Here is a 26,866-nt window from a genome sequence, read left to right on the forward strand (position 1 = left end):
CGGACGGCGTGACATGGCTCGAACCATTGTAGGCTGCCGCAGTGTTTTGTATTGCTTGATGCGGCAGCGCCTTCATCCGTTCGCTCATATCACGTGTCCGTCATCAGCGAAGTTGCAGCGGCTGTTCAGATCAACGTAGCAAACACCGGCTGGTTCCTTACGCTCGGACGCTCCAGCATTCTCGCGTACCAGGCTCGAAGCGCATCACATTCCTCAGGCACCGGCAGTTTCACGAGCATCGCAAAAATCAAACCACCGATGACGGTGATGTCGGCCATCGAGAACGTCTCGCCCGCGACATACGGTTGGGTTTGCAGAACGGCGTCGAAGTAGCGCATCCCCCTCAGCGCCTTGTCGCGTTGACGGAACCCCCACTCCGGGTTTTGATACGTCTCGACATCAGGGCCCAGCCCCGGCGTGCCGTGATGGAAATAAACGCTGATCGCGTCGAGCAGCTCCAGCTCGGCCCGCTTGCTCATCATGTGGATGATGCCCTTTTCGCGTGGCGTGCCGCCGGTGAGCACGGGTACGCCATCGAGCGTATCGAGGTACTCGGTAATGGCCGTACATTCGGCAATGCAGGTTCCATCATCGAGTTCCAGCACCGGCAACGTACCCGAATAATTCTTGCCGGCGATGAACTCGGGTTTTTTATGCTCACCCTTGTAAAGATCGACCATCACGAACTGGACGCGCGATTGCAGCCCCTTTTCGGCCAACGCGATGCGCACGCGTGTCGGATAAGGCCCCGTCGGGAAATCGTGGATCTTCATCACGGGAAGTCGGGCTGTGTCGTAATCGCTGTTACTGGAAGTCATTGCAGGGGCGCTCCGTAGTCGGTTGCACTGGATCGGACGACGTGAAAACACGTCGTCCATGAATCTACCTAACGTTTGTTAGGTTAACCATATAAGGTACAATCCGGGGTGTCAACACCCATTTCCTGTGCGCGGAGGCTGAAGCGGTGACGAACGACGCGAGTTCGAACTCGAGAGAAAGAATTCTGGCAGCCGCCACGAGGCTCGCGCAGACGCACGGCTACGGCGGGTTGAACTATCGGGACCTCGCCAACGAGGTGGGGATCCGGGCCGCGAGCATCTACCACCACTTCGAAAGCAAGGCCGATCTCGGCGCAGCGGTAGCGAAGCGTTATCGGGAGGATTCGGCGGCGGCGCTGGACGACATGCTGGCCGGATCGCGCAATCCGCTGGACTGCCTGCGTCGCTATCCGGACACTTTCCGCAAGGCGCTCGAGACCGGCAACCGTCTGTGCCTTTGCAGCTTCATGGCCGCCGAAACCGACGATCTGCCGGAAGTCGTGATGAAAGAAGTCCTGGCTTTCGCCGACGTGAACGTGGCGTGGCTCAGCAAGGTTCTGTCCGCAGCAGCGGTGGTCAGCGCTCGGGAGAGCAAACAGCGGGCGCGGGCAATCTTCGCCGCCATCGCTGGCGCGCAGCTCATCGCGAGGAGTCGCGGCGATCTCTCGCTCTATGACGCGCTGATCGACAATTATCGTAAAGCGGGCCTTTTGCCTGCGTAGCAGCGCAACGGTGACGCGACTTCGAACGATGAAGAATAATTCGCGAACGCGCGACGTTCAATCGCGCGATCCACGCGCTACGGATGAAAAGTCTCGCCCCGCTTCAGCATGTCGATGAATTCCGCGATCTTGCGCGCCCTCGTTTCGGGCTTCTTCGCGTTCTGTATCCGGAACAGGATCGCGTAGCGATTACGGCTGTTCAGCGTCGCGAAAAACTTCCCGGCTTTCGGATTGGCGTCCAAAGCCGCCTGCAGGTCGTCCGGCACGATCGAGTTGCTCGCCGACGTATAAGCAGCCTCCCAGCGGCCGTCCTTCCTCGCCTTCTCGATTTCGCCCATGCCGGCCGCGCGCATTCTGCCCGCGGCAATCAGCGCTTCGGCCTTGTCCTTGTTGAGTTTGGACCAGATGCTTTTCGCCGAGCGCGGGGTGAAACGTTGCAACCAGTATTGCTCGCTCTCGGCCTTCTTTTGGCCATCGATCCAGCCGTGGCAGAGCGCGCTTTCCACCGCCTCTTCATAGGTGACGGTTCGCTGCCCCGCGCCTTTTTTCGCGAGCCGCAGCCATGCTCCGGTCGACGTGCCGCCGTTTTGCCCCAACCAGCTTTCCCATTCGGCCTGACTGGCAAATGTCAGCGCGCATTCGGTCATGTCACGATCCTGAATCGTTGAGTTTGCAACGATTCGGAAGCCACCGATCGACAAACGAGCGGCGGCCACCGAAGCAACTCATTCCGCACGACCGCGTCAAAGAATCCGGTTCAACGCATCGGCAAACCGCTTCACCGCGCCATCGACATCGTTCAGTTTGTCGAGACCGAACAACCCGAGCCGGAAGGTCTTGAAATCCGCCGGCTCGTCGCATTGCAACGGCACCCCCGCCGCGATCTGCAAACCGACGTCGGCAAACTTCTTTCCGGTGCGAATACCGTCATCGTCCGTGTAACTGACCACGACACCCGGCGCCTCGAACCCTGGCGCGGCCACGCTCCTGAACCCCTTCTCCGTCAGCAGCGCACGAATGCGCTCGCCGAGTTCGAGCTGTTCCGCCTTCACCTTGTCGAAACCGTATGCGTCGGTTTCCTTCATCACGTCGCGCAGCGTCGTGAGGCTGTCCGTGGGCATCGTCGCGTGATACGCGAAGCCGCCGCCCTCGTATGCTTCCATGATCTGCAGCCACTTGCGCAGGTCGCACGCGAAGCTGGTGCTGGTCGTCGAATCGATGCGCTCGCGCGCGAGCGGGCTCAACATGACCATCGCGCAACACGGCGATGCACTCCAGCCCTTTTGCGGCGCGCTGATCAGGATATCGATGCCGCTCGCCTGCATGTCGACCCACACGGTGCCCGACGCGATGCAATCCAGCACGAACATGCCGCCGACCGCATGCACGGCATCGGCCACCGCGCGCAGGTACGCATCGGGCAGCATCATGCCGGAGGCGGTTTCGACGTGCGGCGCGAACACGAGATCGGGTTTGTTTTCCCTGATCGCGGCGACCACTTCGTCGATCGGCGCCGGCGCGTAGGCGGCCTGCCTGCCGGCCTCGACCGGACGCGCCTTCAGCACCGTCGTTCCGGACGGAATACTGCCCATGTCGAAAATCTGCGACCAGCGGAAGCTGAACCAGCCGTTGCGGATGACGAGGCACTTCCTGTTCGTCGCGAACTGTCGCGCCACGGCTTCCATGCCGAACGTCCCGCTGCCCGGGACGATCGCGACCGCCTTCGCGTTGTAGACTTTTTTCAGCGTGGCGGAGATGTCGCGCATGACGCCCTGGAAGCGCTGCGACATATGGTTGACCGAGCGATCGGTGTACACCACCGAATATTCGAGGAGCCCCTCGCGGTCAACATCGGGAAGTAAACCTGGCATGCTCGCCTCCGGTGAAAGATGAACGATGGAATCAGGACGAGCAGCGTCTTCGATTCGATACTGCTCTGCACCCATGCAAATGCGTCATTTCCTCGACGAAAGCAGATTCTAACGAACGGCGCCGGCCGATTGGCGCATATTTTGTCTGCTGCCGGGCTCGGTGTTCGTCGACGCCAGCCCATGCCGCGTACATCGCCCCTTTTCCGTGTAAGGGTTAACGACGCATGCGGCAAGCGTCCCATAACATGTCGACCAGGCCCTTTCACGACGGAAATTTCGATGACCTCCTCTCCCGCATCGTCACTGCAGTCGTCAACCGATCCCGCGCTCGCCGAGCGCATCGACGCGGTCCTGTCCCGCCAGCTCGACACGGAGCGCCTCGTCGGCGCGGTCGTCCTCGTCGCCCGCGACGGCGAACTCGTCTATCGCCGCGCCGCCGGGCTCGCGGACCGCGAATCGGGTACGCCGATGCGCGAGGACACGCTGTTCCGGCTCGCGTCGGTGACGAAGCCGATCGTCTCGGCGGCCGCGATGGCGCTCGTCGCACAACGCAAGCTGTCGCTCGACGAAGATGTCGCGCGCTGGCTGCCCGCGTTCCGTCCGGCACTGCCCGACGGCCGCGTGCCGACGATCACGGTGCGCCAGTTGCTCGTGCATACCGCCGGTCTCGACTATCGCTTCAACGAAACCGACGCAAACGGTCCCTATGCGCGCGCAGGTGTCTCCGACGGGCTCGATGGCGCATCGATCACGCTCGCCGAAAACCTGCGCCGGATCGCCAGTGTGCCGCTGCTGTTCGCGCCCGGCACCGGCTGGAACTATTCGCTGTCGATCGACGTCATCGGCGCGCTGATCGAAGCCGTCTGCGGCGTGCCGCTCGCCGACGCGATCGATGCGCTCGTGCTGCGCCCGCTCGGTGCACGCGACACGGGCTTCGTCGCACGCGATCCGGCGAGGCTCGCCACGCCGTACGTCAACGACACGCCGCGGCCGCACCGGCTCGTCGAGAACGAGACGGTGCCCATCGTCGACGGGTTCGTCGGCGTCACGTACTCGCCGTCGCGCGCGCTGAATGCACACGCGTTCGCATCGGGCGGCGCCGGGATGGTGGGCAGCGCCGGCGACGTGCTGACGGTGCTGGACACGCTGCGCGCGGGCGGCGGCGCGATCCTGCCCGCCGAACTGGTCGACGAGATGGGCCGCGTACAGACCGGCGATCTCGAATTGCCGGACCTGCCGGGCGCGGGCTTCGGAATCGGCTTCTCGGTGCTGCACGATCCGCAGGCGGCCGCGTCGCCGGAATCGGTCGGCACCTGGCGCTGGGGCGGCGTCTACGGTCATTCGTGGTTCGTCGACCGCGCACGCGGGCTCACCGTCGTGTCGCTGTCGAACACGCTCTACGAAGGCATGAACGGGCAGTACACGCTCGATCTGCGGGACGCCGTCTACGGCGCGGGGTAACCGGCCCGTGCGACAAAAAAAGGCCCGACGAAGTCGGGCCAACGGGTTTGAGACACAAGGAGAATCCCGCCCACCCCATACCGGGCGGTCACGCCGCGCTACACGACGTTCTTTTCGACGATCGGCCGGTTTTCGAGCACGCGCGCCCAGCCGAGCGACGACAGGTCGAGCGTGTCGTAACACCCGCCCAGAATGAGTTCACTGACGCCACGCCCCGTCGCCGGCCCTTGCTGCAGCCCGTGGCCGCTGTAGCCGTTCGCGAACACGACGTTGTCGAGTTCGGGGTGGTAGCCGATGATCGCGTTGTGATCGAACACGTTGTACTCGTAGTAACCGGACCAGCAATTCTCGACGCGCAGCGCCTCGAATTCCGGCACGCGGTGCGCGAGCGTCGGCCAGATCACGTCGTCGAACAGGTCGTGATCGACTTCGTCGAGCGGCAGGTCGTCCGGGTCGCGATCCGGGCTCGGCGACGTGCCGCAGATATACGTACGCCCTTCCGGCCGGAAATACACGCCGGTCGGGTCGATCAGCAGCGGACAATCGGCGAGCTTCGCCGGCGACGATACGTTGAAGATGCTGCGCCGCCGTGCATACACGGGAATGTCGATGCCCATCATCGACGACAGCGTGCGCGTCCATGCGCCGGCCGCGTTGACCAGCGTGTCGCACGCGTAGCGCTCGCCGTCGCCCGTCACGACATGCGTGATCCGGCGCCCGTCGCGCACGACGTCCTTCACGTCGGCCGGCACGTAGCGCGCACCGAGCGCCTGCGCCTTCTTGCGCAGCGCCTGCACGAGCCCGTAACCGTCGAACCAGCCTTCGCCGCTCACGCCGTACGCGCCCGACACGAGATCGTCGACGTTGAGCCACGGAAACCTCGCGCGCAGCGCGTCGCCGTCCATCAGCCGGATATCGGCGCCGAGGCTCGTCTGCAGCGCATGGTTCTCGCGCAGCGTCGCGTCGCCGGCCGGCGTCGCGAGGAACAGGTAACCGCCTTCGTGCAGATCGATCGAAGGCCGGTTGCCGTCCACTTCGAGCCGTTCGCCGATCGTGCGCAGGAAGTCGATGCCGAACAGCGACATCTCGATCGACAGCGGCGTGGAGAACTGCTGGCGAATCGACGCAGCCGACAGCGCCGACGACGATCTTGCATAGGTGGGATCGCGTTCGATGACGGTCACGGCGACCGTGGGATCGGTGGCGCGCAAGAAATACGCGATCGAGCTGCCGATCACACCACCGCCGACGATGACGACTTGAGAACTCACGACTGACTCCGGTTGCTCGCAACAGGCTCAGGGCCTGTTCACGCTGATAACGGGCTTGCGCTGGCTCTCGCCAGCCGGCCGCGCCCGTGGGTGGTTCGTGCCGCGACTCGCACGGCGTCGCGCGGGCAGGCTTACTCGACGATCGCTTCGGCTATTTCAGCACGTCCGGCATCGCCGCGAAAGCCCGCTCGCGCGTGTTGCGTTCAGTCCGCCGATTTGGTCGTGACAGGCTGCCACGCGGCGTTCTTCACTTCATACAGCGTCGAGCTCGGGTTCTTCAGGTCGCCCGTGTTCGTGAATGCGATCGTGCCCGTGATGCCGTCGTAGCGCGTACCCTTCAGCGCGCCGTTGAAATCGGCCGGCTTCGTCGAGTTCGCCTTCTGCATCGCGTTGATCGCGATCCACGTCGCGTCGTACGCGAACGGCGCATACGCGAGCATGTCGACGCCGTACTTCTGCTTGAATTTCGTTTCGAACAGCTTGCCCTTCGCGAGACGCGACAGCGGCTGCCCGTACTCCCACACCGACGCGCCTTCGGCCGCGTTGCCGGCCAGCCTGATGAAGTTCGCGTTCATCACGCCGCCGCCCGCGAGGAACTGCGCGCGAATGCCGAGCTGGCGCATGCGCTTCACCAGCATCGCGGCCTGCGCGTCGAGGCCGCCGAAGAATACGAGGTCGGCATTCGTGCTCTTGATCTTCGTGAGCTGCGCGCTGAAGTCGACGGCCTTGTCGTTCGTGAATTCGCGCGCGACGATCGCGCCGCCGTTCGCCTTCACCGCCTTCTCGAACTCGTCGGCTTCGCCCTGGCCGAACGCGGTGCGATCGTCGATGATCGCGATGCGCTTCGCCTTCGTCACGCTCGCCGCATACGCGCCGGCGTTGCCGGCGTTCTGCGTGTCGGTCGCGATCACGCGGTATACGGTATCGAGCCCGGCGCGCGTGATGTCGGGATTGGTCGCCGACGGCGTGATCATCGGAATGCCGGCCTTCGCATAGATCTTCGATGCGGGCAGCGTCGTACCCGAATTGAAGTGGCCGATCACGACGGCGACCTGCGCATCGGCGAGCTGCTGCGCGGCCTGTACGCCGGTGCGCGGATCGCTCTGGTCGTCCTGCGACGCGATGACGAATTTCACCGGCTTGCCGCCGACCGTCGTGCGCGCGGCATTCGCTTCGTCGACCGCCATGCGTACGCCGTTCTCGATGTCCTTGCCGTATGCGGCGCCGCCGCCCGTCAGCGGGCCGGCCACGCCGACCTTGACGATCGTCTCCTGCGCCTGGGCCGCGCCCGTCTGGAACGCGAGAAGCGCGGCGGTCACTGCTACGCCGGAAAGCGAACGAATGCGGAACGTCATGGCAGTCCTTCTTCTGGGGGTCGGGATGCAACGCGCGAGCGCCGCGCGTCGGCAACCTCCTGCGCGCCGGTAATGCCTTTCCGTGCCGAGGCGCGTGCGACGCACCGATCCGCCGGACGATTACCGCGACTCCGTCTCCGAAGAGCCTTTCATCGCGAAAGAGGTGAATGGATTGTGGGTAGCCAATACCCGTGCAGCAAACGAAATATCGGAACTACGTTGTGAGGATTTATCATCAAGTTCCGCTGTCATGGCCGATCCGCGGCCCGTCCGGCGGTGGACCGTGGAGGGAGGTATTCGGTGGAGAATGGCGGCCGCGCCGCTGGATAAAGGCCGGCCGTGGTCATGCTGACAACGCATCATCGTTACGACGCCGGCCCGGCCGGCGTGGGCACCGCCGGCGGGGTGCGCCGCATCATCGATCAGTGCCGATCGGTGCCCTTGTGGTTGCGCACCGCATCGGCCGCCTCGCCGGCCTTCTCCTGAAGCTTGCCGGCCTGCTGCTCGGCCACGCCTTCCGCTTCGGTTTCGCGGTCGCCCGTTACCTTGCCGAGCGCTTCCTTGACCGAACCCTTGACCTGCTTGAGCTTGCCCTCGATGCGATTCCTGTCCATGGTCGTCTCCTGCGATGGTTGAGGAAAGCCGACGATGCCGCGCCCCCGCGCCGCACCGCCGAGTGGACAGGATCGCAAGCGGGCGCCGTGGGCGGCAGATGCGGATGCACCAGTGCGCATGGTGCATTCGTACCGGCGCCGTCAGTCCTGGCCCTTCGCCGCGCCCTTGTCGCCACGCGCGCCGTTGCCCTCGGCCGCACCGACGACCCCGCGCTCGCGCGCCCATACGATCGCCTCGCCGCGGCTGTGCACGTCGAGCTTCGCGTAGATCGTCGCGACGTGATTGCGCACGGTGTTCGGCGCAAGCCCGAGGCGGCCGGCGATCTCCTTGTCGGCCAGGCCGTGGCACAGCAGGTCGAACACGTCGCGCTCGCGCGCGGTCAGGTCGGACAGCTGCGCGCCCGCATCCGGCGCATTCGCGCGCCGCACGTTCGCGAGCTTCTCGATCAGCGTGCGGCTGAACCATGACGCATCCTGCATCGCGGTCTCGATCGCATAGACGAGCTCCATCTCGGTACGCTTGCGGTCGCTGATGTCGAGCAGCGCGACGAGCAGGCAGTCGCGTCCGTGGATCGCGACGGGGTCGGCCGACACGACGCAATCGCGTACGTCGCCGTCGCGCGTGCGGATCTGCACGTCCGCGTTGCGCACGTTGCCGTCGCGCGCGAGCCGGCCTTCGATGCGCGGCCACACGCCGCGCTCGGCCCATAGCCCGATCTCGTCGGCGGATTTGCCGAGCAGGTCGCCCTGCGCATGGCCCGTCATCGCGGCGAACGCGTCGTTCACGTCGAGCAGCTCGAAACGGTCGGCCGTGACGATCGCGGTCGCGACCGGCGCCATCCGGAATGCCGTCGCGAAGCGCTCCTCGCTTTGCATCAGCGCGCGCTCGGCCTGCTTGCGCGGCTCGAGATCCATGAACGTGAACAGCATGCACGCCTCGCCGTTCATGTCGATCGGCTGCCCGGCGACGACCACCGCCTTGGTGCTGCCGTCGGCCAGTTTCAGCACGGCTTCCATCTGCGGGATCGTCGCGCCTTCGCCGAGCCGCTCGATCGCAAGCTCGCGCCGCTCGGCCTGCTCGAGCACGTCGACCTCATACACCGAACGGCCGAGCACGTCGTCGCGCGCGTGACCCGTCATGTCGAGAAAGCCCTGGTTGACCTTCACGTAGCGCAGGTCGTCGAGCCGGCAGATCACGGCAGGCGCCGGATTCGCGTTGAAGGTGCGCTCGAAGCGCTCCTCGGCGCTCGCCCATTCGGTCGCGTCGTGCAGCACCAGCGCGAGGCAGTCGGGTGCGCCGGCCGCGTTCGTCAGCACCAGGCTGCGGATGCGATGAACCCAGCTCACCGATTCGTCGGCCGCCGATTCGACTTCGACCGTCACGTCGCTGAACTCCTCGCCGGCGATCACGCGATCCATCGGATAGTGGCCGTCGCGCACCGGATGGTTGTTCCGGTAGCGCAGCCGGAAACGCTCGCGGTATTCGGTGACGTCCGCGCCGAGCGCCTTCAGCTCGGTCACGCCGTGCATTGCGAGCGCGGCCTCGTTCGCCCAGACGATCCGCTGGTCGGGCTCGATCAGGATCACGCCCTCGGTGAGCCCCGCGATGATCTGGTGCAGTTGACGCCGGTCGGTATGCGACTTGAGCGCCTGTTCGTCTATTTGTTCGTTCATCGAATCGTTGTCCCTGTCGTCGACATGAGCGCCGGCCGAGCGCCCGTTGCAGTGCCACGCGCCGGCTGGCGCGTGCGGCGATGATCGCGTGCCACGCCGAGGCGCGACAGGCGCGGATGCACTATCTCGAATAGTACATTCGCACGCCGCTCGCGATCGTGCGGTGCCCCGCCGAACGGCGCAGCACGGCCCGGGCGGCCGTCGCGCCGCGTTGCCCGGACTAGGGTGCACGTCGCGTGCCCGCCCGTTCCGTTTCGTCCCCGGTGCAAACGCACTAGCCAATCAGGTGAATTTGCGCGATGTCCACTCGCGTTCGCGTCGGTACGCTGGTACTGCATCGGCGCTTATGCGCTGCCCTTTCATCCCGCAGAGGAGGACACCAGGATGAAATTGCATCAGACACCCGATCCGACACGGCCGGAACCGTCCCCGGACCATCCGCCCGAACCGTCGCCCGGCACCGACCCGCCGGTGCCGCTGCCGCCCGACGTGCCGCGTCCGGACATGCCGCCGCGCGAGCCCGGCTACGACACGCCGATCGCCCGCTAAGGCCGGGAAATGCACGGGAACGACCCGTGCTCCCGATGGATTCACCCGCCAATCGAAGGAGAACATCAATGAACAAGACCTCGCACCTTTCGACACTGCTCGCCGTCAGCGCGGCCTTCCTGCTTTCCGCCGCCCCGCTCACGAACGCGCACGCCCAGGCCTCGTCGACCGACAGCGGCATGGCGACCGAATCGAATCAGCCCGTGACCGACACCTGGATCACGACCAAGGTGAAGAGTGAGCTCGCGACCACCGACGGCGTGAAGAGCACGGACATCAGCGTGAAGACGGTCGACGGCGTCGTCACGCTCACGGGCGTGCTGCCGACCAGGACCGCCGTGAAGAAGGCCGTCGCCGTGACGCGCGCGATCAAGGGCGTGAAGCACGTCGACTCATCCGGCCTGAAGGCGAAGGCCTGAACTATCACGCGGCCGCGTGCCGCACTTTTCTCCCCTTACGAAAGGAGCACACCATGAACGAAGACAAGATCAAGGGCCAGTGGAAGCAGCTCACCGGCAAGCTGAAGGCCAAGTGGGGCAAGTTGACCGACGACGATCTCTCGGTCGCGGAAGGCAATCGCGATTATCTGGCCGGCAAGATCCAGGAGCGTTACGGAATCGCCCGCGACGAAGCCGAGAAGCAGTTGAAGGAATTCGACCGCGAGCTGTAACGCGCAAGTCGTCTCACCCCGCCGCGACGCCACCCGCGTCGCGGCCACGAGGAGGACAACGACATGGGCAAATATCTGATCGCATGGCTGCTCGGCGTACCGATCGGGCTGCTGGTGCTGTTTTATCTGGTCACGCACCTCTTCTGACGCACGCGACGCCCCGTCGACGAACGAAAACGGGCCGGCGGCTGAAACCAGCCGCCGGCCCATCTGTTTTCTTACGCGTCGCGCTTACTTCGCCGCGTTCGCCGTCATCTTGAAGATGCCTTGCGCGTTGCCCGCGTCGAAGCGCAGGTCGGTCACCCAGCGGCGCGCCGTCTGGTCGAACGTGCGCTTGCGCGTAATGAACTCGTAGAACGAGCCCGGCACGTTGCGCTTCACCGTGCCGCCGTCGCGGGTGCGGAACTCGCGCTCGACGGTATCCGCGCGATACGCGGTCTGGAACACACGGCCCGAGCGCGAACGTTCGACTTCCGGCTTCATCGGCCGGCCTTTCGCCTTCTCGTCGTCGGACAGCTTGAACACGTCGGCGACGCGGTCGGTCGCGTGGTTGAACGCATTGCCTTCGGTCGCGATCCACGCCATTTCCGCCGATTCCATCAGCAGCGTTTCATAGTCGAGCTCGTTCGGCAGATCGTGCTGGCGCGCGAACGCACCGACGATTTCCGGCAGCAGCGCGTGCGCGGCTTCCAGCGACAGCCAGCCTTCGCGCTCCACTTCCCACAGCAGCGCGACGGCCGCCGGCGACAGCGGGTCGCGCGACGTGCTCACGACATTCGTCACGGCCTGCTGGAATTCCTTCGAGAAACGCTCCGGATGCAGTTCGCTGACGAAGAACTGCGCGATTTCGTCCGGCGCGTCTTCATGCGCGTACGCGCGGCCGGTCATGCCGAGCTTGTCGAGCGGGTAACGACCGTTCAGGCGGAAGCCGAGCGGACGCAAGATGCGCGTGAACGCGGCCTCGCCCGGCGGCAGCGCGCCCGTGTGCGGCCAGCGCACCGTGCGCAGCGCGCCATGGTCGAAATAGACCGAGCCGCCGCTTTCGATCGCGTCGGCCGTGTATGCGCGGCCGTTCGCCGAACGCTCGAGCAGCCCTTCGAACAGCGCCATGTTCATCGCCTGCGCGATTTCCGCGCGCGTCACGATGCCGTCTTCCCATTCTTCGAGGATGGCCGGCATGTTCAGGGTCGAGAACAGGGCGTCGGTCTTCGCCTGTCCCAGCAGCTTCGTCAGCAAGCTGTCGATATTCGGATTGCGCATCAGGATTCTCGTCTCGGGGGACCCGCCGGCAAACGTGCCGGCAACTCGTCGGCCGGCCGCCCAGCGGGCGCCTGGCCTTGCGTGGGGAGCATTATTCAAAGGGTTGCAGCGGGGCGTAAAGCGAGATTAAATTGATACGTGATGAGTTTTTGGAATTATCAGCCGTTCTTCGCCTGCGCTTTACCCCGACGCCGCGAGGTTCGTTCGTCAGACAAATCAAGGGTCCGTTTGGAGATGGAATACCCCGTTCCCATGGCGTTCCATCTCTAAACGGGCCCCGACATCATGCGCAAATTCAAGATCCCCAACATGGGCGCGCTCGTGGCTTTCGAAGCCGCCGCCCGTCACGAGAGCTTCACGCACGCGGCCAAGGAGCTGTTCCTGACCGAAAGCGCGGTGTCGCGGCAGATCGCGACGCTGGAGGCGAGCCTCGGCGTGCGGCTGTTCGCACGCGTGAAGCAGCGCGTCGTGCTGACGCGGGCCGGCAAGCTGTACGGCACGCAGGTGCGGCGCGCGCTGGAAACGCTCGACCGCGACACGCTGTCGATCATCGCGCACGGCAGCGGCGGCGGTTACCTGGAGCTCGCGGTGCTGCCGACCTTCGCGTCGCACTGGCTGATCCCGCGCATCAAGAGCTTCTACGACCGCACGCCCGACGTGCGCGTGAACATGGGCAGCCGCACCGACCTGTTCTCGTTCGAGGACACGCACTTCGAAGCCGCGATCCACTACGGCAAGCCGACCTGGCCCGGCACGTCGTCCGACTACCTGTTCGGTGAGGAGGTCGTGCCGATCTGCTCGCCGTCGCTGCTGAACGGGCCCGTCGAGCGCGTCGAGGATCTGCTCGCGTATCCGCTGCTGCACTCGACGACGCGCCCCGGCGCGTGGGCCCAGTGGTTCGAGACGCACGGCGTCGAGGACATCCGCACGATGCAGGGCGTGCGCTACGAACTGCACACGATGCTGATCAGCGCGGCCGCGGCCGGGCTCGGCGTCGCGCTCGTGCCGAAGTTCTTCGTCGAGGAACAGTTGCAGCAGCTCGGGCTCGTCGTGCCGTGCGACGCGACGACCGTCGGCGATTCGGCGTACTACCTCGTGTATCCGACCGAGTTCAGCCACAGCAAGCCGCTGGAATCGTTCCGCGGCTGGCTGCTCGAACAGGCGAGCGCATATGCGGCGCCGGAGCGCGACGCGCACGACGCCGCCGAGGAGGACGACGAGGACGTCGAGTAACGGCGCCATCGCGCCGGCGTCATCGCGCGGCGGCGCCGCATGCGTGCCGCGCCGGCGCGGCCGGCCATGCCGGACACATCAAGCGCGAGGCGGATCATGGGCGGTCAGGTGCGGGTCATCGTGACGAAGACCCGCATTGTCGCGCACCGCATGCGTCACATGTGCCACTTCACCGTGGCGGTCAGCGTGCGCGGATCGCCCGGCATGTTGTACAGGTCCGCGTTGCCGTGAGCGGCAATGAAGTAGCGGCGATTGAACAGGTTGTCGAGCGTGAGCGTCACGTCGACCTTCTTGCTGCGATAGCCGGCGCCCAGGTTGAACACCGTGAACGACGGCAGCGTGACGAGATCGCTCGCCGACGTGTAGCGCGCCGACTGGAACTGCATGCCGGCCGCCGCATAGAAGCCGTACGGCAGCTCGCGCTTGAGCCACAGGTTCGCGCTGTGACGCGGCATCAGCCCCGGCGTGTTGCTCGACACCGCGAGGCCGGCCGCCGTCGATTGCGCGGAACCGTCCACCGTGCCGTTCAGGTACGCGTAACCCGCATACACCGACCACTTCGGCGCGATCTCGCCGGTGAAGCCGAGCTCCATCCCGCGCACGTGCTGCGTGCCGATCGGCAGCGCATAGCCGGGATTCGCCGGGTCGCCGATCTGCTGGTTGGTCTGGCGCATGTCGAACAGCGCGACGCTGGCCGTCGCCTTGCCGCCGAGGTCGAAGCGCGAGCCGACTTCATACGCGGTGGTCTTCTGCGGCGCGAGCGCGGCGCCGTTCGAGAACGCGCCGGAACTGATCAGCGTGTCGGCCAGCGGCGAGAACGACTGGCTGAACGACCCATACAGCGTGAGCCAGTCGAGCGGTTCGTAGATCAGGCCGACGCGCGGGCTCCACGCATGATCGGTGCGGTCGAGATTGACGTTCGACGACGTGTAGTCGTGGCGGATCTGGTTCAGGTAATCGAAGCGCAGGCCGGCCAGCACCTTCCAGTGTTCGGTCAGCGAGATCAGGTCCTGCGCGTAGACGCCCGCGAGCCCGACGACGGTCGACGCGTTCGTCTTCGCGCGCGCGCCGGTCGGCACGCCGGGCAGGACGACCGGCTGCGGATCGAAGAGATCGTAGGTCGCGACCTTCGACACGCTGTAGATCGTATCGAACTTCTGCTGCTGCGACAGTTCCAGCCCGTACAGCAGCTCGTGGCGCATGCCGAACAGCGACGTCTTCTGCGTGAGTTCGAACAGGCCGTCGATGCCGTGATCGGTACGCTGGCGCGTCGACTGGTCGAGCGTGACGACCGGGTGCGCGGCGGTCTTGATCGGCTCGTACGTCACGTAGTTCTTCCGCTCGAGCGAGAAGTCGTACGCGCGGATCGCGCCGTGGAACGACAGAGAATCGTCGAAGCGGTGATCGAGCGACACCGTCGCGCTTTTCGCGGAGATGTCGTTGTAGGAACTGTTCCCGCCGTCGGCCGACCCGTAATACGTGTTGATCGGCACGTCGACCGGCCGGCCGCGATACGCGGGCAGGCCCTGATCCGACGTGCGGCGGTCGTGCAGGTAGTCGAATTCGACGTTCAGCACCGTGTCGCGGTCGAGCTTGAACTGCGCGGACGGCGCGATCGCCTGCCGGTTGAGTTGGAACTGGTCGCGAAAGCTGTTCGAATTCTCGGCCGCGCCGGTCATGCGAAAGCGCGCCGCGTCGTTCGGGTTCCAGCCGAGGTCGAATTCGCCGCGCCGCTCGCCTCGCGTGCCGAGCGTCACGCCCACGTCGTTCACGGGGGTCGCCAGCGGCCGCTTCAGCACGCGATTCACGATGCCGCCCGCCGAGCCGCGCCCGTACAGCACGGCCGCCGGCCCCTTCAGCACCTCGACACGCTCGACGTTCGACAGGTCGCGGTAGTACAGCGCATCGTCGCGAATGCCGTCGACGTACTGGTCCGTGATGCTGTTGAAGCCGCGGATCGTGATCTGGTCGCGCTGGCCGTCACCGACCGAGAAGCCGACGCCCGGCACGTTGCGCAATGCGTCCTGCAGCGACGTCGCGTTCTGATCCTCGATCACTGCGTGCGGCACGACGTTCACGGTCTGCGGCACGTCCATCAGCGACATGTCGGTCTTGGTCGCCGCGCGCGAACGGCCGCCGTCGTACGACGCATGTTCGGCGGCCGCGTTGACGGAAATCGCGGGCAGGGTCGCCGCGGCGGCGGCCGCCTGTGCAAACGAAGTGCGGGCGCCGGCCAGCGACGTGGCGATCAGAAGCGCATGGCACGCGCTCGTGTTGAGTTTCATCGTGAACGTAGAAGGTGGTGAAGAAAACGGCGAACGAGAACACGCCGGCCCGCGCACACGTCACGCGGCGAATCGGCCGGCGAAACCCTTTCCGTGAAGACGACGACGCGCGTGGAGGATCGCCCCGTCGCGCAGGCCGGCGATCGAATAGCCGGCACGGATCGATGCCGGCCGGCTCTACCGGCACGAAAAAAGCCGTGACGTTCGGTCACGGCTCGTAATGCGGCGAAATAATAAACGAGAATGATTCGTGTTTTTAGTTAATTTTTTATGTGTCGCCTGCCCGCAACGTGAACGCGCATGACGCCCCGCATTCCTGACGAATACCTTTCTATTTCAGGTCATCAAGCGGCTTGATTCGTAACGAAGACGAAAGTATCGAATCGGTGGCCTCATGCGGCAAACGATCGGTAAAAGACGGGAGTGGGGATACGACGACGGAGAAGCTGGAGAGGAACACGAAGGATCGGGTGAAGCAGACGGACGGACGGATTCACCGGTCCGGTGCGCGCCGGACCGGGCAACCCCGACCCGGCGCTCCGGGCAGCCGACCTCGTATCGGCAGCGCGGCGGATCTTCTTCTGTTATTCACTACGTCTGCTCTCAGGTTCACTGCATTTTTTTCCTCGCCGCGCCGCGTCATTATCCGCTCAATTCGGCCGAAGTAAAACGTTTGCGGTTGCACCCAAGTTGTTATTCCGGCGATTCGGAAACATTCTTTCCAAATGCCTTCGGTCATTGCGACATGTTTCGCCTCATGTTGCATTCGGTGCGGCGTTCCTTTTAAATGGAACTGGTTCCATTCGCTCAATCGGCGCGATTCGCGCGTGACGCGTCGTCGCGTGCGCGTCATGATGCCGATTCAGGATCGAGGATCATTCAGCTCAGGATTCGCATCGCCCGTCCTTCCCGGACACCCCGTCAAACGAGACCGTCATGCCCGATTCCGCCTCCCTGCAGCACCTGTTTCCCGCCTTACAGGACATCCCCGCCGAATTCCGGCTGGCTTCGCCGATTCACCAGCGCGTATCGCTCGTCGACGGCGAATTGCGACCGTGGGACGGCGCGACCAAGACCGTGCTGTCGCCCGTGTGCGTGCGGCAGGCGGACGGCAGCGTCGAGCAGGTCGAGATCGGCAGCTACCCGGTGATGGGCGAAACGGAAAGCGACGCGGCGCTCGACGCCGCGGTGCGCGCGTACGACGCCGGCCGCGGCGAGTGGCCGACGATGAAGGTCGAGCAGCGCATCGCGTGCATGCAGGACTTCATCAAGCGGATGGTCGCGCAGCGCGAACTCGTCGTGAACCTGATCATGTGGGAAATCGGCAAGAGCCTCGCCGATTCGCAGAAGGAATTCGACCGCACCGTCACCTACATGACGCAGACGATCGACGCGCTGAAGGAGCTCGACAACGCGAACTCGCGCTTCGTGATCGCGGAAGGCACGATCGGCCAGATCCGCCGCACGCCGCTGGGCGTCGTGCTGTGCATGGGCCCGTACAACTATCCGCTGAACGAGACGTTCGCGACGCTGATTCCCGCGCTGCTGATGGGCAACACCGTGGTGTTCAAGCCGCCGCAGTACGGCACGCTGCTGTTCGAGCCGCTGCTCGAGGCGTTCCGCGGCGCGTTCCCGAAGGGTGTGATCAACACGATCTACGCGCCGGGCGCGGTGGTGGTGCCGCACATGCTCGCGTCGGGCAAGATCAACGTGCTCGCGCTGATCGGGTCGAGCAAGGTGGCCGATCACCTGAAGAAGCAGCACCCGAAGTCGCACCGGCTGCGCGCGATCCTCGGCCTCGACGCGAAGAACGCGGCGATCGTGCTGCCCGACGCCGATCTCGACCTCACCGTGAAGGAGTGCCTGCTCGGCGCGCTGTCGTTCAACGGCCAGCGCTGTACCGCGCTGAAGATGCTGCTCGTGCATCGCTCGATCGTCGACGAATTCCTGAAGCGCTTCACCGCCGCGCTCGAACAGCTGAAGATCGGCATGCCGTGGGAAAAAGGCGTCAGCATCACGCCGCTGCCCGGCATGCATCGCACCGCCTACATGACCGATGCAATCGACGACGCGAAGGCGAAGGGCGCTCACGTCGTCAATCAATCGGGCGGGGAATTCAGCAAGACGCTGTTCTACCCGGCCGTCGTGTATCCGGTGTCCGAAGGGATGAAGCTGTACCGCGAGGAGCAGTTCGGGCCGATCATTCCGGTCGCACCGTTCGACGACGTGGAAACCGCGCTCGATTACGTGACGACGTCGGATCACGGCCAGCAGGTCAGCATCTTCGGTTCCGATCCGGCGCAGATCGGCGCGCTCGTCGATCCGCTCGTGAACCAGGTGTGCCGTGTGAACATCAACTGCCAGTGCCAGCGCGGGCCCGACGTGTTCCCGTTCGCGGGGCGCAAGGATTCGGCCGAGGGCACGCTGTCGGTGAGCGACGCGCTGCGTGCGTTCTCGATCCGCTCGATGGTCGCGGCAAAGCAGACCGACAGCAGCAAGCAGTTGCTCGACTCGATCGTGTCGGATCACCACTCGAAGTTCATCAATACGGGCTTCATTTTCTGAAGCCATCCTGATCGATGCCGGAGCCTGCGCCGCCCATCGGTGCGGCGGGGGCTTCCGGCACGCATCGCGCGGCTAGACGTTCGTCACCAGCAGCCGGATCCCCGCCACGCCGAACACGACGGCCAGGCACGCTTCCATCGCGCGACGGCCGCGCACGTACAGCCGCCGCGCACCGTCCATCGAGAACACCAGCGCATAGCCGCCGAACACCATGCAGCCGATCGCGAGGCAGCCCGGGACGACGGCGCCGTGCGCCCCGCCCCCGTTCGACGACAGCGCGACGATCGACACCCACACGAGAATCGCCTTCGGATTGGTCAGGTGCAGCATCGCGCCGCGCACGTAGAAGCGCGACAGCCGCTGCTCGCGCGCCGCGTTCGCCGATGCCGCCGGCGGCCCCGACAGTGCCGTGCGCGCCGACTTGAACGCGAGCCACAGCAGGTACAGCCCGCCGAAGACCTTGATCGCGACCAGCAGCTTCGACCACGCGAGCAGCGCGGCCGATACGCCGAGCGCCGCCACCGTCGCCCAGAACATCGACCCTGAAATCACGCCGAGCGCGAACGCGAGCGCGGCCTTGCGGCCCTGGTTCGCGGCGACCGACATGATCGCGAGATTGCTCGGCCCGGGGCTGGCCGTGCCGATGAAATAGGCCGTGTAGGCAAGCAGCAGGTTGGCCGAGAAGAAAGTGTGGACGCTCATGTCGAATCTCGCGGGGATGATCCGTAGATTGTTGGCAAACCTGCGCCGTCTGCCCATGGACAATTGCGCGGCCGATCGCTGGGCCAGTTGGGTGACCACGCAACCGATCGCCCCTCGCCGGACCGTCTCTGTTTTGAAACAACCGGCGTGCTCGCCGCCGGTTCGCGCGATGCAACCGCGCACGTTGCGCGCAGCGGCTTCCCGTCGGCGGACGCACGGCGGGCGCGGCCGAACCGCCCGGCGCGCGCCGTTCCGGCCGTTCGCCGGCGCAAACGCGCGGCGCACCCGGTGCCCGCGTTACGTTACATCCGTGAAGCATTTCGCGTCGCCGCGCCGCTTCGGGCGCCCGACGCCGCCCGCCTTGCGCCCGTAGATGCCCGCCTCGACCGCCCGCGCGATCCAGTCCCGGCGGGACTCGCCGACCGATGGCGGATCGCGGCTCAACATTGCTCAACAATCGTCCGGCGGCGCTGGTACGGAATCTGCATTCCGTTCGGGCAGAAGCCGCGTGCGGGACCGCGCGGAGAGGAATTCACCCTCGGGCGCGTCAACGGATACGCCCGTACGATATGCATACGCAACGAGGCTCTTCATGGATGCGCAGCCCAACTCGTCCGATTCGTCGTTCCAGCTCTTCCTCGCAAAGGTGCTCGAACAGCCGCTGCCCGACTGGACCGAAAAACAGCAGATGGAACTCGAGATGGCGCGCACGCTGTCGACGCACATGGTCACGCTCGCCGAAGACATGCGCGGCCGCACGCCCGATCTCGCGCGCTGCCTCGTGCTGCTCCGCTACGCGAAGGTGCTCGACTTCATGCTCACGTCGCTCGCCGCGCACCGCGACATTCATCCGCAAACGCTGCGCACGCTGTTCCGGCTCGCGAACCTGAAGGTCGACGATGCCTATCCGGTGTGAGCCGGCGCAACGGATCGTGCGTCGCGCACGGCCATAGCGGCAACCCAGCCCACCCCGCCCACGCGCGGCCCGCCTGCCCCTCCGCGTAAACGGAGGTACAATCGCGCGCCATGAACGCACTTCGCCGCTTCCTGCTCCGGCCAGGCGTCGCGCGACAGTTGCTGTGGGGGCTCCTCCTCGTGATGCTGCTGTCCCGCGCGCTGATGTCGGGCGCCGTGATGCTCGATCCGGACGGCCCGGATGCGGGCTCGGTGGTGCTGTGCTCGGGCCGCGGCCCGCTGATCGTCACCGGCGCCGCGCTGGCCGCCCGCTTCGACGCGAGCGCGCCGATCACGCCGGCCAACGATGCGCTCGCGCTCGTCGATGCACTGAAGCATGACGCGCACGCCGACAAGGCGGCGTCCTCCGGCAACGGCGACACCCTGTGCGCATTCGGCGCCACGCTGTTCACAGCGCTCGCGTCGTTCGTGCTGCTGGTGCTGCTGTTTCCCGCGGCGGTGCCGCGGCGCTTCCGCATTCACTTCGACAGTCTTCCTTTCGTGCGATCGATATTCGACGATCGCCCGCCCTCCCGCGCGCCTCCTCTGTTCTGCTGAACGTTTCGCCCCGTGGCGCATGCACGTCGACGTGCATGCCCGTTCACGCCGTTCGTTTCACCCGACCTGATTCACGCGTTCACCCGAATGCCCGCATCGCGCGGGCGACGCCGCCCTGCACACCGTTTGCGCAGCGTGCCGCGCCGCCTGCCGCGGCGATGCAGGCACGCGGGTGCGACGCACGTTGACGGCAGCCGGCCCGCGCCGGTCGCGCCGCTCGACGAACCCGAGGAGTTCATACCATGTCGACCACCGTCGATCGGGCCATCTCGCCCGCCCGTTCCGCCAGCGCCGGTTACCGGACGCTCTGGCGCTGGCATTTCTATGCCGGCCTGTTCGTGATGCCGTTTCTCGTGATCCTCGCGATCACGGGCACGCTCTACTGCTTCCAGCCGCAGATCGAACCGCTGCTGTATCCGCACCGGCTGATCGTCGAACCGCGCGCGACGCCGCGGCTCGATGCCGACACGCTGCTCGCCCGCGCACGCACCGCGATGCCGGCCGGCGCAACGCCGGTGTCCCTGCAGGTCGTCACCGCCCCGGACCGCAGCGCCGAGTACGTATTCCGGCTGCGCGACGGCAGCCGCGAGAGCGTGTACGTGAACCCGTACGACGGCAGCGTGCTCGGCACGCTGAGCGTCGAGAACCGCTTCATGCAGGTCGACCGGATGCTGCATCGCAAGCTGCTGCTCGGCAAGACCGGCGAGTTGCTGATGGAGCTCGCCGCCTGCTGGACCTTCGTGATGATCGGCACCGGCATCGCGCTGTGGTGGCCGCGCGGTACGGCACGCGTCGGGCACGCGCTGCGGCCCGACCTGTCGCTGCGCGGCCGGCCGCTGTGGAAAAGCATTCACGCGACAGCCGGCATCTGGCTCGCGGCCGGCACGGTCGCGTTCATCCTGACGGGGCTGCCGTGGTCGGGCTCGTGGGGCAAGAATTTCAAGGCGCTCGCCGCGACCGTGAACCTCGGCGCGCCGGAAGGCGCGTGGGGCGGCGCATCGGTACGCTCGACGCGCCCCGGCGCCGCGGCGATGCCCGGCCATGCGCCTGTGCAGGCCGCCGCACCGTCCGGCCATCACCACGATTCCGGCGAATCGATGCCGGGCATGGTGATGGACGACCTGCCGTTACCGCAAACGCCGTGGGCGGTCGGCAACGTGCCCGTGCCGCATTCGCCGTCGGCGCCGACACCGGCACCGCTGCCGCTGGCCCGCGCGATCGCGATCGTCGCCGGGCTCGGCGTGACGAGCGGCTACACGCTCGCGTTGCCGTCCGGCGCGGATGGCGTGTTCACCGCGTCGTACTTTCCGGCCGATCCGAAGGCCGAACGCACGATCTACGTCGACCAGTACAGCGGCGCCGTCTTGAAGGACATCCGCTATGGCGACTACGGCGCGGTATCGAAAGCCGTGTCGTACGGCACGTCGCTGCACATGGGCCGTTATTTCGGGTTCGCGAACCAGCTCATTTGCGCGGTGTTGTCGCTCGGGCTGGCTGCGATGGCCGTCACGGGCACCGTGATGTGGTGGAAGCGCCGCCCGGCCGGGACGCTGGGCGCACCGTCGCGCGAACGCGGCATGCCGCCGATGCGCGGCTGGGTCGCCGGGCTCGTGCTGCTCGGCATCGTCTTCCCGCTGATGGGGCTGACGATCGTCGCGGTCTGGTTGCTCGACCGGCTGCTGTTCGGCCGCGCGGCGCCCGCCGCAGCGTGATCGACGCAAGCGCTTCCTCCATTCGAAGGAAACCGCAACGATGAAGTTCAGATCGACGCTGCCCGCTGCCGTTCTTGCCGCGCTCTCGCCGGCCGGGCATGCACAAGCACTGGAAAGCGGCGTCGACGGCACCGGCGCCACGCTCGCGCCGATTGACCTCGACGCGCCACACACCCGCCGGCGCGTGCGTGGCGGCGAACCGGTCAGTCTCCGGTATCGCCGCGGCCGAACCGGAAGCATCGATCAAGTACGCGCGCCCGCCATCCATTTCCGGTAGCGCCGCGTCTGGCACTGCGCGGCCAGTTGTTGCCGCACCAGCGCGCGCAGCGGCGACACCCGCGGGTCCGTGCGACGCCCTTCACTGAGCCGCGTGAGCTGGAACTTGACGACGGCCATGTTCGCCAGCGCGCCCAGCGCCTTGTTCTTCCAGCGGATCGGCTCCAGCACCGGCACGCTGTCCTTGCCGGCGCGCCAGTCGCGCGGCAGGTTCGGGTCGATCGACAGTGCGGTCGCGATGCCGACCATCGCCACGCCGCTGTTCACCACCTGCTCGGCCACCGCACGACGCCGGATCCCGCCCGTGACCATCAGCGGCATCCGCGCGACGGCGGTGATGTCGCGCGCGAATTCGAGGAAATACGCTTCGCGCGCGAGCGTGCGCCCGTCGCGCGCCTCGCCCTGCATCGCCGGCACTTCATAGCTGCCGCCCGACAGTTCGACGAGATCGACGCCCAGCGGATTCAGCAGTTCGACCACGCGCTTCGCGTCGTCCGCGCTGAAACCGCCGCGCTGGAAATCGGCCGAATTCAGCTTCACCGCGACGACGAATCCCGGCGACACCGTCGCGCGCACCGCTTTCACGATATCGAGCAGCAGGCGTGCGCGATTCTCGATGCTGCCGCCCCATTGATCCTGCCGCCGGTTCGTCAGCGGCGACAGGAACTGGCTCAGCAGATAACCGTGCGCCGCGTGCACCTGCACGCCGGTGAAGCCGCCTTGCTCCGCGAGCTGCGCGGCACGCACGAAGCGCTGCTGCACGTCGGCGATATCGGCTGCCGTCATCTCCTTCGGCACCGGAAACTGCTTCGACAGCGCGCCGAGCGCGAGCGGCACGGCCGACGGCGCGAGCGTCGTCTGGCCGAGCGCCGCCTGCATCTGGCGCCCCGGGTGATTGATCTGCATCCACACGTGCGCGCCGCCCGAGCGGGCGATCCGCGCCCAACGGCGGAAACGGTCGAGATGCGCGTCGCTTTCGAGCACGACGCCGTTCGGCCCCGTCATCGCGCGACCGTCCACCATCACGTTGCCGGTCAGGATCAGGCCGGCCTGGCCGTCGGCCCACGCCTGGTACAGGCGCAGCAACGCGTCGGACGGCGCGTGGTCCGCATCGGCCATGTTTTCTTCCATCGCGGCCTTGGCCAGACGGTTTGGAATCACCGCCCCGTTGGGCAGTGTCAGCGGCGCAAACAGATTCATGGTGGGCACCCTCGATTGACGATGCCCAACGATAACTTTAAAGTCAACTTTAAGGTCAAGCCCCTTTGGAGCACACCATGAAAATCGGCGAACTGGCGAAGGCGAGCGGCCTCGCGGCGTCGCGCATCCGCTTCTACGAGGCGAGCGGCCTGCTCGAACCGGCCCGCCGGCAGGCGAACGGCTATCGGGAATACGGGGCGGAAGCGTTGACGCGGCTCGCGATCATCGATCGCGCCCAGAGCGCGGGCTTCTCGCTCGAGGAGATCCGTGCGGTGCTGCCGCCGGATCTCGGCGCATGGCCGCGCGATGAGTTGCTGGTCGCGCTGCGGCACAGGGTGGGCGAAATCGCGCTGCTCGAACGGCGGCTCGCGCAGAACCGGCAGCATCTGGAGACACTGATCGTCGAGATCGAGAACAAGCCGGCAGGCGAGGATTGCGCGGGCGCCGCGCAACGCATGCTCGATCGGCTGCGCGAGCAGGCCGGCGAGCCGCTGGAGCCGGCGCCCGTCGTGCGGCCGGCGCGCAAGCGGGCGTGATGGATTGTGCCGTGGGATTGCGCTGCGTCGTCCATCTATTCATCCGTTCGCGCCGTGGCCTGGAGTACGGCGCGGCGAGATTGTCCCGATTTGCTTACGTCGCAGGTAATCGACGCACATCACTCGCGCCGCGATCATGGCCCCATCGACTCACGCGCCGCACCCCGCCAAGGAGCCTGCCATGACCGCCTACGCCATCGCCCACCTGCACGACGTCGAGATGTGCGACGACATCGTCGAATACCTCGAGCGCATCGACGGCACGCTCGCGCCGTACGACGGACATTTCGTGATTCACGGCGCGCGGCCGGAAGTGCGCGAGGGCGTGTGGCGCGGTGACCTGATCGCGATCGCGTTTCCCGATCTCGACACGGCGCGCGAATGGTACGAATCGGATGCGTACCGGCAGATTCAGCCGCTGCGCGCACGGCACGCGAGCGGCCCGCTGATCCTGATCGACGGCGTCGACGAACGGCACAAGGCGACCGACATCCTGCGTTGAGGCTTGACGCAGCCGATGCCGGCGACGCTTACGACGCCTTCCGCTCCATCGGCTCGCCGACGACGAAGCCGCCGCCCTGGAACCGCTGCGCGGGATCGTCGTACTCGGCGGTCGGCGCCGTCACCGGAAACAGTCCGGCGAACTGTTCGGAGCTGTCGCGCGGGCGGAAGCCGAGGAAGCCGGCCTTCGTGTTGTCCCACCACTTGACCGGGTTGTCCGACGCGCCGTAGACGATCGCGTGCCCGACGCGGTTCGTCAGCAGCGAGCAGCGCACGAGTTCGATGAAGTCGCGATAGCTGAGGAACGTGACGAGCATGCGCGGATTCTTCGGCACCTCGAACGACGAGCCGATCCGCAGGCATACGGTTTCGATCCCGAAGCGGTCGAAGTAGTAGCGCGACAGCGATTCGCCGAAGCACTTCGTCACGCCGTACAGGCTGTCGGGGCGCAGCGGCGAATCGGCGTCGAGCACTTCGGTGACCGGATGGAAACCGATCGCGTGGTTCGAACTCGCGAACACGACGCGCTTCACGCCGTGCTTGCGCGCGGCTTCGTACAGGTTGTACGTGCCGGTGATGTTCGCGCCGACCAGATCATCGAACGGCGCATCGACCGAAATGCCGCCGAGGTGAACGATCGCGTCCACGCCGTCGACGAGCTGCATCACGGCCGGCCGGTCGGCCAGGTCGACCACGCGGATTTCTTCATGCGCGGCCGCGTCGTCCAGCGCCGCGATGTCGCTGACGCGCACGACATCGGCCCAGTCGGCGAGCGCGCCGCGCAACTGGCGGCCGAGGTTGCCGGCCGCGCCCGTCAGCAGCAGGCGGCCGAACGGTTTGCGCGCGGCGGTGGAAGAGGCGTTCATCGAATCTCCTTGAATCTACTCAAATCGGAAAACGTTTTCCAACTATACGCGGACGCGGCGTCGAACGTCAATGGCCGAACCCGTTCGCGGCCATCCGCACTTTCCCGATATCGGCAGCCGGCCGCGCGCCGGCTTTTTCTGCCACAATCCGGCGTTATCGAACGAAAACGTTACCCTTCGGATGAAAAAAGTTTCCTCGACGATCCGCGACGTGGCCGCGCAAGCCGGCGTGTCGGTCGCGACGGTATCGAAATACGTGAACGGCACGCAGCGCTTCTCGCCGACCGTCGAGGCACGGCTGAAGGAGGCCATCGAGCGGCTCGGCTACCGTTCGAACCCGCTCGCGCGCTCGATGATCACCGGCCGCACGCGCACCATCGGCCTCGTGATCCTCGACATCAGCAACCCGCACTTCACGAACGTGGTGAAAGGCGCGAACCGCGTCGCGCTGCAGCACGACTACACGCTGCTGCTCGTCGATACCGAGGAGAGCCAGGCGCGCGAACGTTCGCTGATCGAGGCACTCGCGCAGCGCGTCGACGGGCTGATCGTCAGCACGCGGATGCCCGACGAGGAAGCCGGCTGGATGCTCGACCTCAACAAGCCGCTCGTGCTGCTGCGTCGCAGCCCCGGCCTGCCGATTCCGAGCGTCGGCATCGACAACCGGCTGTCGACCTACATGCTCGCGCGCCACCTGCTCAATCTCGGCCATACGCGCATCGCGTATCTCGGTTTCGGCACGGCTCGCGTGAACGACGAGCGGATCCAGGGCGCGCGCGACTGCCTCGCCGAAGCGGGGCTCACGCTCGACGTGCACGATGCGCATGCGCCGACCGCCGAAGCCGGCGAGCGCGCGTGCTCGCGCGTGATGCTCGGGCCGCAGCGCCCGCAGGCCGTGATCTGCTACAACGACCTGATCGCGCTCGGCTTCATGAAGGAGGCCGCGTCGCTCGGCTTCCGGCTGCCGCAGGACGTGTCCGTCGCCGGCATCGACAACGTGCCGTACGGCGAATACGCGGCGCCCGCGCTGACGACCGTCGACATCCAGAGCGAGAACATGGGCGAGCTCGCGATGCAGAAGCTGATCGACGCGCTCGCCGGGCGCACCGACGCGAGCTATTCGACGTTCGAGCCGCGGCTGATCATGCGCGCGTCGACGGCGTCGGCCGGCTGACGCGGTCGCGACACGTCACTGTCCCGAACGCAAAAAAAC

General features: G+C 66.1%; 26 protein-coding genes. 14 read left to right on the top strand and 12 right to left on the bottom strand.

Translation table 11 applies throughout. From position 1 onward, the window contains the following. Window positions 1–125: 125 nt before the first annotated feature. Window positions 126–818: a glutathione S-transferase gene (locus tag HWX09_RS24320; RefSeq protein WP_027782248.1), complete on the bottom strand. Its 693-nt coding sequence runs from the start codon at window positions 816–818 to the stop codon at window positions 126–128. Between the two features lie 146 nt (window positions 819–964). Here HWX09_RS24320 and HWX09_RS24325 point away from each other — a divergent pair, with 146 nt between their 5' ends. Next, window positions 965–1,540, top strand: a complete 576-nt coding sequence (locus HWX09_RS24325) for a TetR/AcrR family transcriptional regulator (protein ID WP_027782247.1) — start codon at window positions 965–967, stop codon at window positions 1,538–1,540. 77 nt (window positions 1,541–1,617) lie between these two features. On the opposite strand, the gene HWX09_RS24330 is transcribed toward HWX09_RS24325, so the two are convergent. Next, the gene (locus tag HWX09_RS24330; RefSeq protein WP_027782246.1) at window positions 1,618–2,187 is read right to left on the bottom strand and encodes a YdeI/OmpD-associated family protein; all 570 of its coding nucleotides are present in this window, start codon (window positions 2,185–2,187) and stop codon (window positions 1,618–1,620) included. Between the two features lie 96 nt (window positions 2,188–2,283). After that, on the bottom strand, window positions 2,284–3,411 hold the full coding sequence (locus HWX09_RS24335; protein WP_027782245.1) for an aminotransferase class V-fold PLP-dependent enzyme: 1,128 nt from the start codon (window positions 3,409–3,411) through the stop codon (window positions 2,284–2,286). A 279-nt stretch (window positions 3,412–3,690) separates the two neighbouring features. On the opposite strand from HWX09_RS24335, the gene HWX09_RS24340 reads away from it, so the two are divergent. Beyond that, window positions 3,691–4,872, top strand: coding sequence for a serine hydrolase domain-containing protein (locus HWX09_RS24340; RefSeq protein ID WP_027782244.1), 1,182 nt, complete (start codon window positions 3,691–3,693; stop codon window positions 4,870–4,872). A 98-nt stretch (window positions 4,873–4,970) separates the two neighbouring features. Here HWX09_RS24340 and HWX09_RS24345 read toward each other — a convergent pair whose 3' ends face one another. The 4 genes from HWX09_RS24345 to HWX09_RS24360 form a co-directional block, all read right to left on the bottom strand. After that, a complete protein-coding gene (locus HWX09_RS24345; protein WP_027782243.1) occupies window positions 4,971–6,143 on the bottom strand; it encodes an FAD-binding oxidoreductase in 1,173 nt (390 codons plus the stop codon). Between the two features lie 203 nt (window positions 6,144–6,346). Beyond that, a complete protein-coding gene (locus tag HWX09_RS24350) occupies window positions 6,347–7,498 on the bottom strand; it encodes a branched-chain amino acid ABC transporter substrate-binding protein (RefSeq protein WP_027782242.1) in 1,152 nt (383 codons plus the stop codon). A gap of 422 nt (window positions 7,499–7,920) precedes the next feature. Further along, window positions 7,921–8,112 carry a CsbD family protein gene (locus tag HWX09_RS24355; protein ID WP_027782241.1) on the bottom strand — a complete coding sequence of 64 codons (192 nt, stop codon included), beginning with the start codon at window positions 8,110–8,112 and terminating at the stop codon, window positions 7,921–7,923. A gap of 141 nt (window positions 8,113–8,253) precedes the next feature. Continuing rightward, the gene (locus HWX09_RS24360; protein WP_027782240.1) at window positions 8,254–9,786 is read right to left on the bottom strand and encodes a helix-turn-helix transcriptional regulator; all 1,533 of its coding nucleotides are present in this window, start codon (window positions 9,784–9,786) and stop codon (window positions 8,254–8,256) included. A 384-nt stretch (window positions 9,787–10,170) separates the two neighbouring features. On the opposite strand from HWX09_RS24360, the gene HWX09_RS24365 reads away from it, so the two are divergent. From HWX09_RS24365 to HWX09_RS24375, 3 genes are all read left to right on the top strand, one after another. Further along, window positions 10,171–10,335, top strand: coding sequence for a hypothetical protein (locus HWX09_RS24365; RefSeq protein ID WP_175888599.1), 165 nt, complete (start codon window positions 10,171–10,173; stop codon window positions 10,333–10,335). 68 nt (window positions 10,336–10,403) lie between these two features. Continuing rightward, window positions 10,404–10,754 carry a BON domain-containing protein gene (locus tag HWX09_RS24370; RefSeq protein ID WP_027782239.1) on the top strand — a complete coding sequence of 117 codons (351 nt, stop codon included), beginning with the start codon at window positions 10,404–10,406 and terminating at the stop codon, window positions 10,752–10,754. Window positions 10,755–10,807: 53 nt separating this feature from the next. Continuing rightward, window positions 10,808–11,005, top strand: a complete 198-nt coding sequence (locus tag HWX09_RS24375) for a CsbD family protein (RefSeq protein ID WP_027782238.1) — start codon at window positions 10,808–10,810, stop codon at window positions 11,003–11,005. Between the two features lie 231 nt (window positions 11,006–11,236). Here the strand turns inward: HWX09_RS24375 and HWX09_RS24380 are convergent, their stop codons facing one another. Further along, window positions 11,237–12,265, bottom strand: coding sequence for a DUF1338 domain-containing protein (locus tag HWX09_RS24380; RefSeq protein ID WP_027782237.1), 1,029 nt, complete (start codon window positions 12,263–12,265; stop codon window positions 11,237–11,239). 285 nt (window positions 12,266–12,550) lie between these two features. Here HWX09_RS24380 and HWX09_RS24385 point away from each other — a divergent pair, with 285 nt between their 5' ends. Further along, the gene (locus HWX09_RS24385) at window positions 12,551–13,498 is read left to right on the top strand and encodes a LysR family transcriptional regulator (RefSeq protein WP_027782236.1); all 948 of its coding nucleotides are present in this window, start codon (window positions 12,551–12,553) and stop codon (window positions 13,496–13,498) included. 155 nt (window positions 13,499–13,653) lie between these two features. On the opposite strand, the gene HWX09_RS24390 is transcribed toward HWX09_RS24385, so the two are convergent. Beyond that, the gene (locus HWX09_RS24390) at window positions 13,654–15,783 is read right to left on the bottom strand and encodes a TonB-dependent siderophore receptor (protein ID WP_027782235.1); all 2,130 of its coding nucleotides are present in this window, start codon (window positions 15,781–15,783) and stop codon (window positions 13,654–13,656) included. Window positions 15,784–16,719: 936 nt separating this feature from the next. On the opposite strand from HWX09_RS24390, the gene HWX09_RS24395 reads away from it, so the two are divergent. After that, window positions 16,720–18,348 (top strand): NADP-dependent glyceraldehyde-3-phosphate dehydrogenase, encoded by a 1,629-nt coding sequence (locus HWX09_RS24395; RefSeq protein WP_027782234.1) that lies wholly within the window; start codon window positions 16,720–16,722, stop codon window positions 18,346–18,348. 72 nt (window positions 18,349–18,420) lie between these two features. Here HWX09_RS24395 and HWX09_RS24400 read toward each other — a convergent pair whose 3' ends face one another. Continuing rightward, window positions 18,421–19,050 (bottom strand): LysE family translocator, encoded by a 630-nt coding sequence (locus HWX09_RS24400; RefSeq protein WP_027782233.1) that lies wholly within the window; start codon window positions 19,048–19,050, stop codon window positions 18,421–18,423. Window positions 19,051–19,642: 592 nt separating this feature from the next. Between HWX09_RS24400 and HWX09_RS24405 the strand changes: the two genes are divergently transcribed. The 4 genes from HWX09_RS24405 to HWX09_RS24420 all read left to right on the top strand — a co-directional run bounded on the left by HWX09_RS24405 (window position 19,643) and on the right by HWX09_RS24420 (window position 22,551). Beyond that, window positions 19,643–19,966, top strand: a complete 324-nt coding sequence (locus tag HWX09_RS24405) for a hypothetical protein (RefSeq protein WP_027782232.1) — start codon at window positions 19,643–19,645, stop codon at window positions 19,964–19,966. Between the two features lie 110 nt (window positions 19,967–20,076). Then, a complete protein-coding gene (locus tag HWX09_RS24410) occupies window positions 20,077–20,562 on the top strand; it encodes a hypothetical protein (RefSeq protein WP_027782231.1) in 486 nt (161 codons plus the stop codon). A 242-nt stretch (window positions 20,563–20,804) separates the two neighbouring features. Next, window positions 20,805–22,274, top strand: coding sequence for a PepSY domain-containing protein (locus tag HWX09_RS24415; RefSeq protein WP_027782230.1), 1,470 nt, complete (start codon window positions 20,805–20,807; stop codon window positions 22,272–22,274). Window positions 22,275–22,314: 40 nt separating this feature from the next. Further along, window positions 22,315–22,551: a hypothetical protein gene (locus tag HWX09_RS24420; protein ID WP_080681231.1), complete on the top strand. Its 237-nt coding sequence runs from the start codon at window positions 22,315–22,317 to the stop codon at window positions 22,549–22,551. Here HWX09_RS24420 and HWX09_RS24425 read toward each other — a convergent pair. Continuing rightward, window positions 22,518–23,750, bottom strand: coding sequence for an NADH:flavin oxidoreductase/NADH oxidase family protein (locus tag HWX09_RS24425; protein ID WP_027782229.1), 1,233 nt, complete (start codon window positions 23,748–23,750; stop codon window positions 22,518–22,520). The two genes, HWX09_RS24420 and HWX09_RS24425, sit on opposite strands and share 34 nt — an antisense overlap. A 77-nt stretch (window positions 23,751–23,827) precedes the next feature. On the opposite strand from HWX09_RS24425, the gene HWX09_RS24430 reads away from it, so the two are divergent. Further along, window positions 23,828–24,286, top strand: a complete 459-nt coding sequence (locus HWX09_RS24430) for a MerR family transcriptional regulator (protein ID WP_027782228.1) — start codon at window positions 23,828–23,830, stop codon at window positions 24,284–24,286. Window positions 24,287–24,467: 181 nt separating this feature from the next. Continuing rightward, window positions 24,468–24,788, top strand: a complete 321-nt coding sequence (locus HWX09_RS24435) for a DUF1330 domain-containing protein (protein WP_027782227.1) — start codon at window positions 24,468–24,470, stop codon at window positions 24,786–24,788. Window positions 24,789–24,816: 28 nt separating this feature from the next. Here HWX09_RS24435 and HWX09_RS24440 read toward each other — a convergent pair whose 3' ends face one another. Beyond that, window positions 24,817–25,653: an NAD(P)-dependent oxidoreductase gene (locus HWX09_RS24440; protein WP_027782226.1), complete on the bottom strand. Its 837-nt coding sequence runs from the start codon at window positions 25,651–25,653 to the stop codon at window positions 24,817–24,819. 70 nt (window positions 25,654–25,723) lie between these two features. On the opposite strand from HWX09_RS24440, the gene HWX09_RS24445 reads away from it, so the two are divergent. After that, window positions 25,724–26,827 carry a LacI family DNA-binding transcriptional regulator gene (locus HWX09_RS24445; protein WP_027782225.1) on the top strand — a complete coding sequence of 368 codons (1,104 nt, stop codon included), beginning with the start codon at window positions 25,724–25,726 and terminating at the stop codon, window positions 26,825–26,827. Window positions 26,828–26,866 lie beyond the last annotated feature (39 nt).

The sequence above is a fragment of the Burkholderia sp. BCC1208 genome, assembly GCF_902833095.1.
Lineage (GTDB): Bacteria > Pseudomonadota > Gammaproteobacteria > Burkholderiales > Burkholderiaceae > Burkholderia.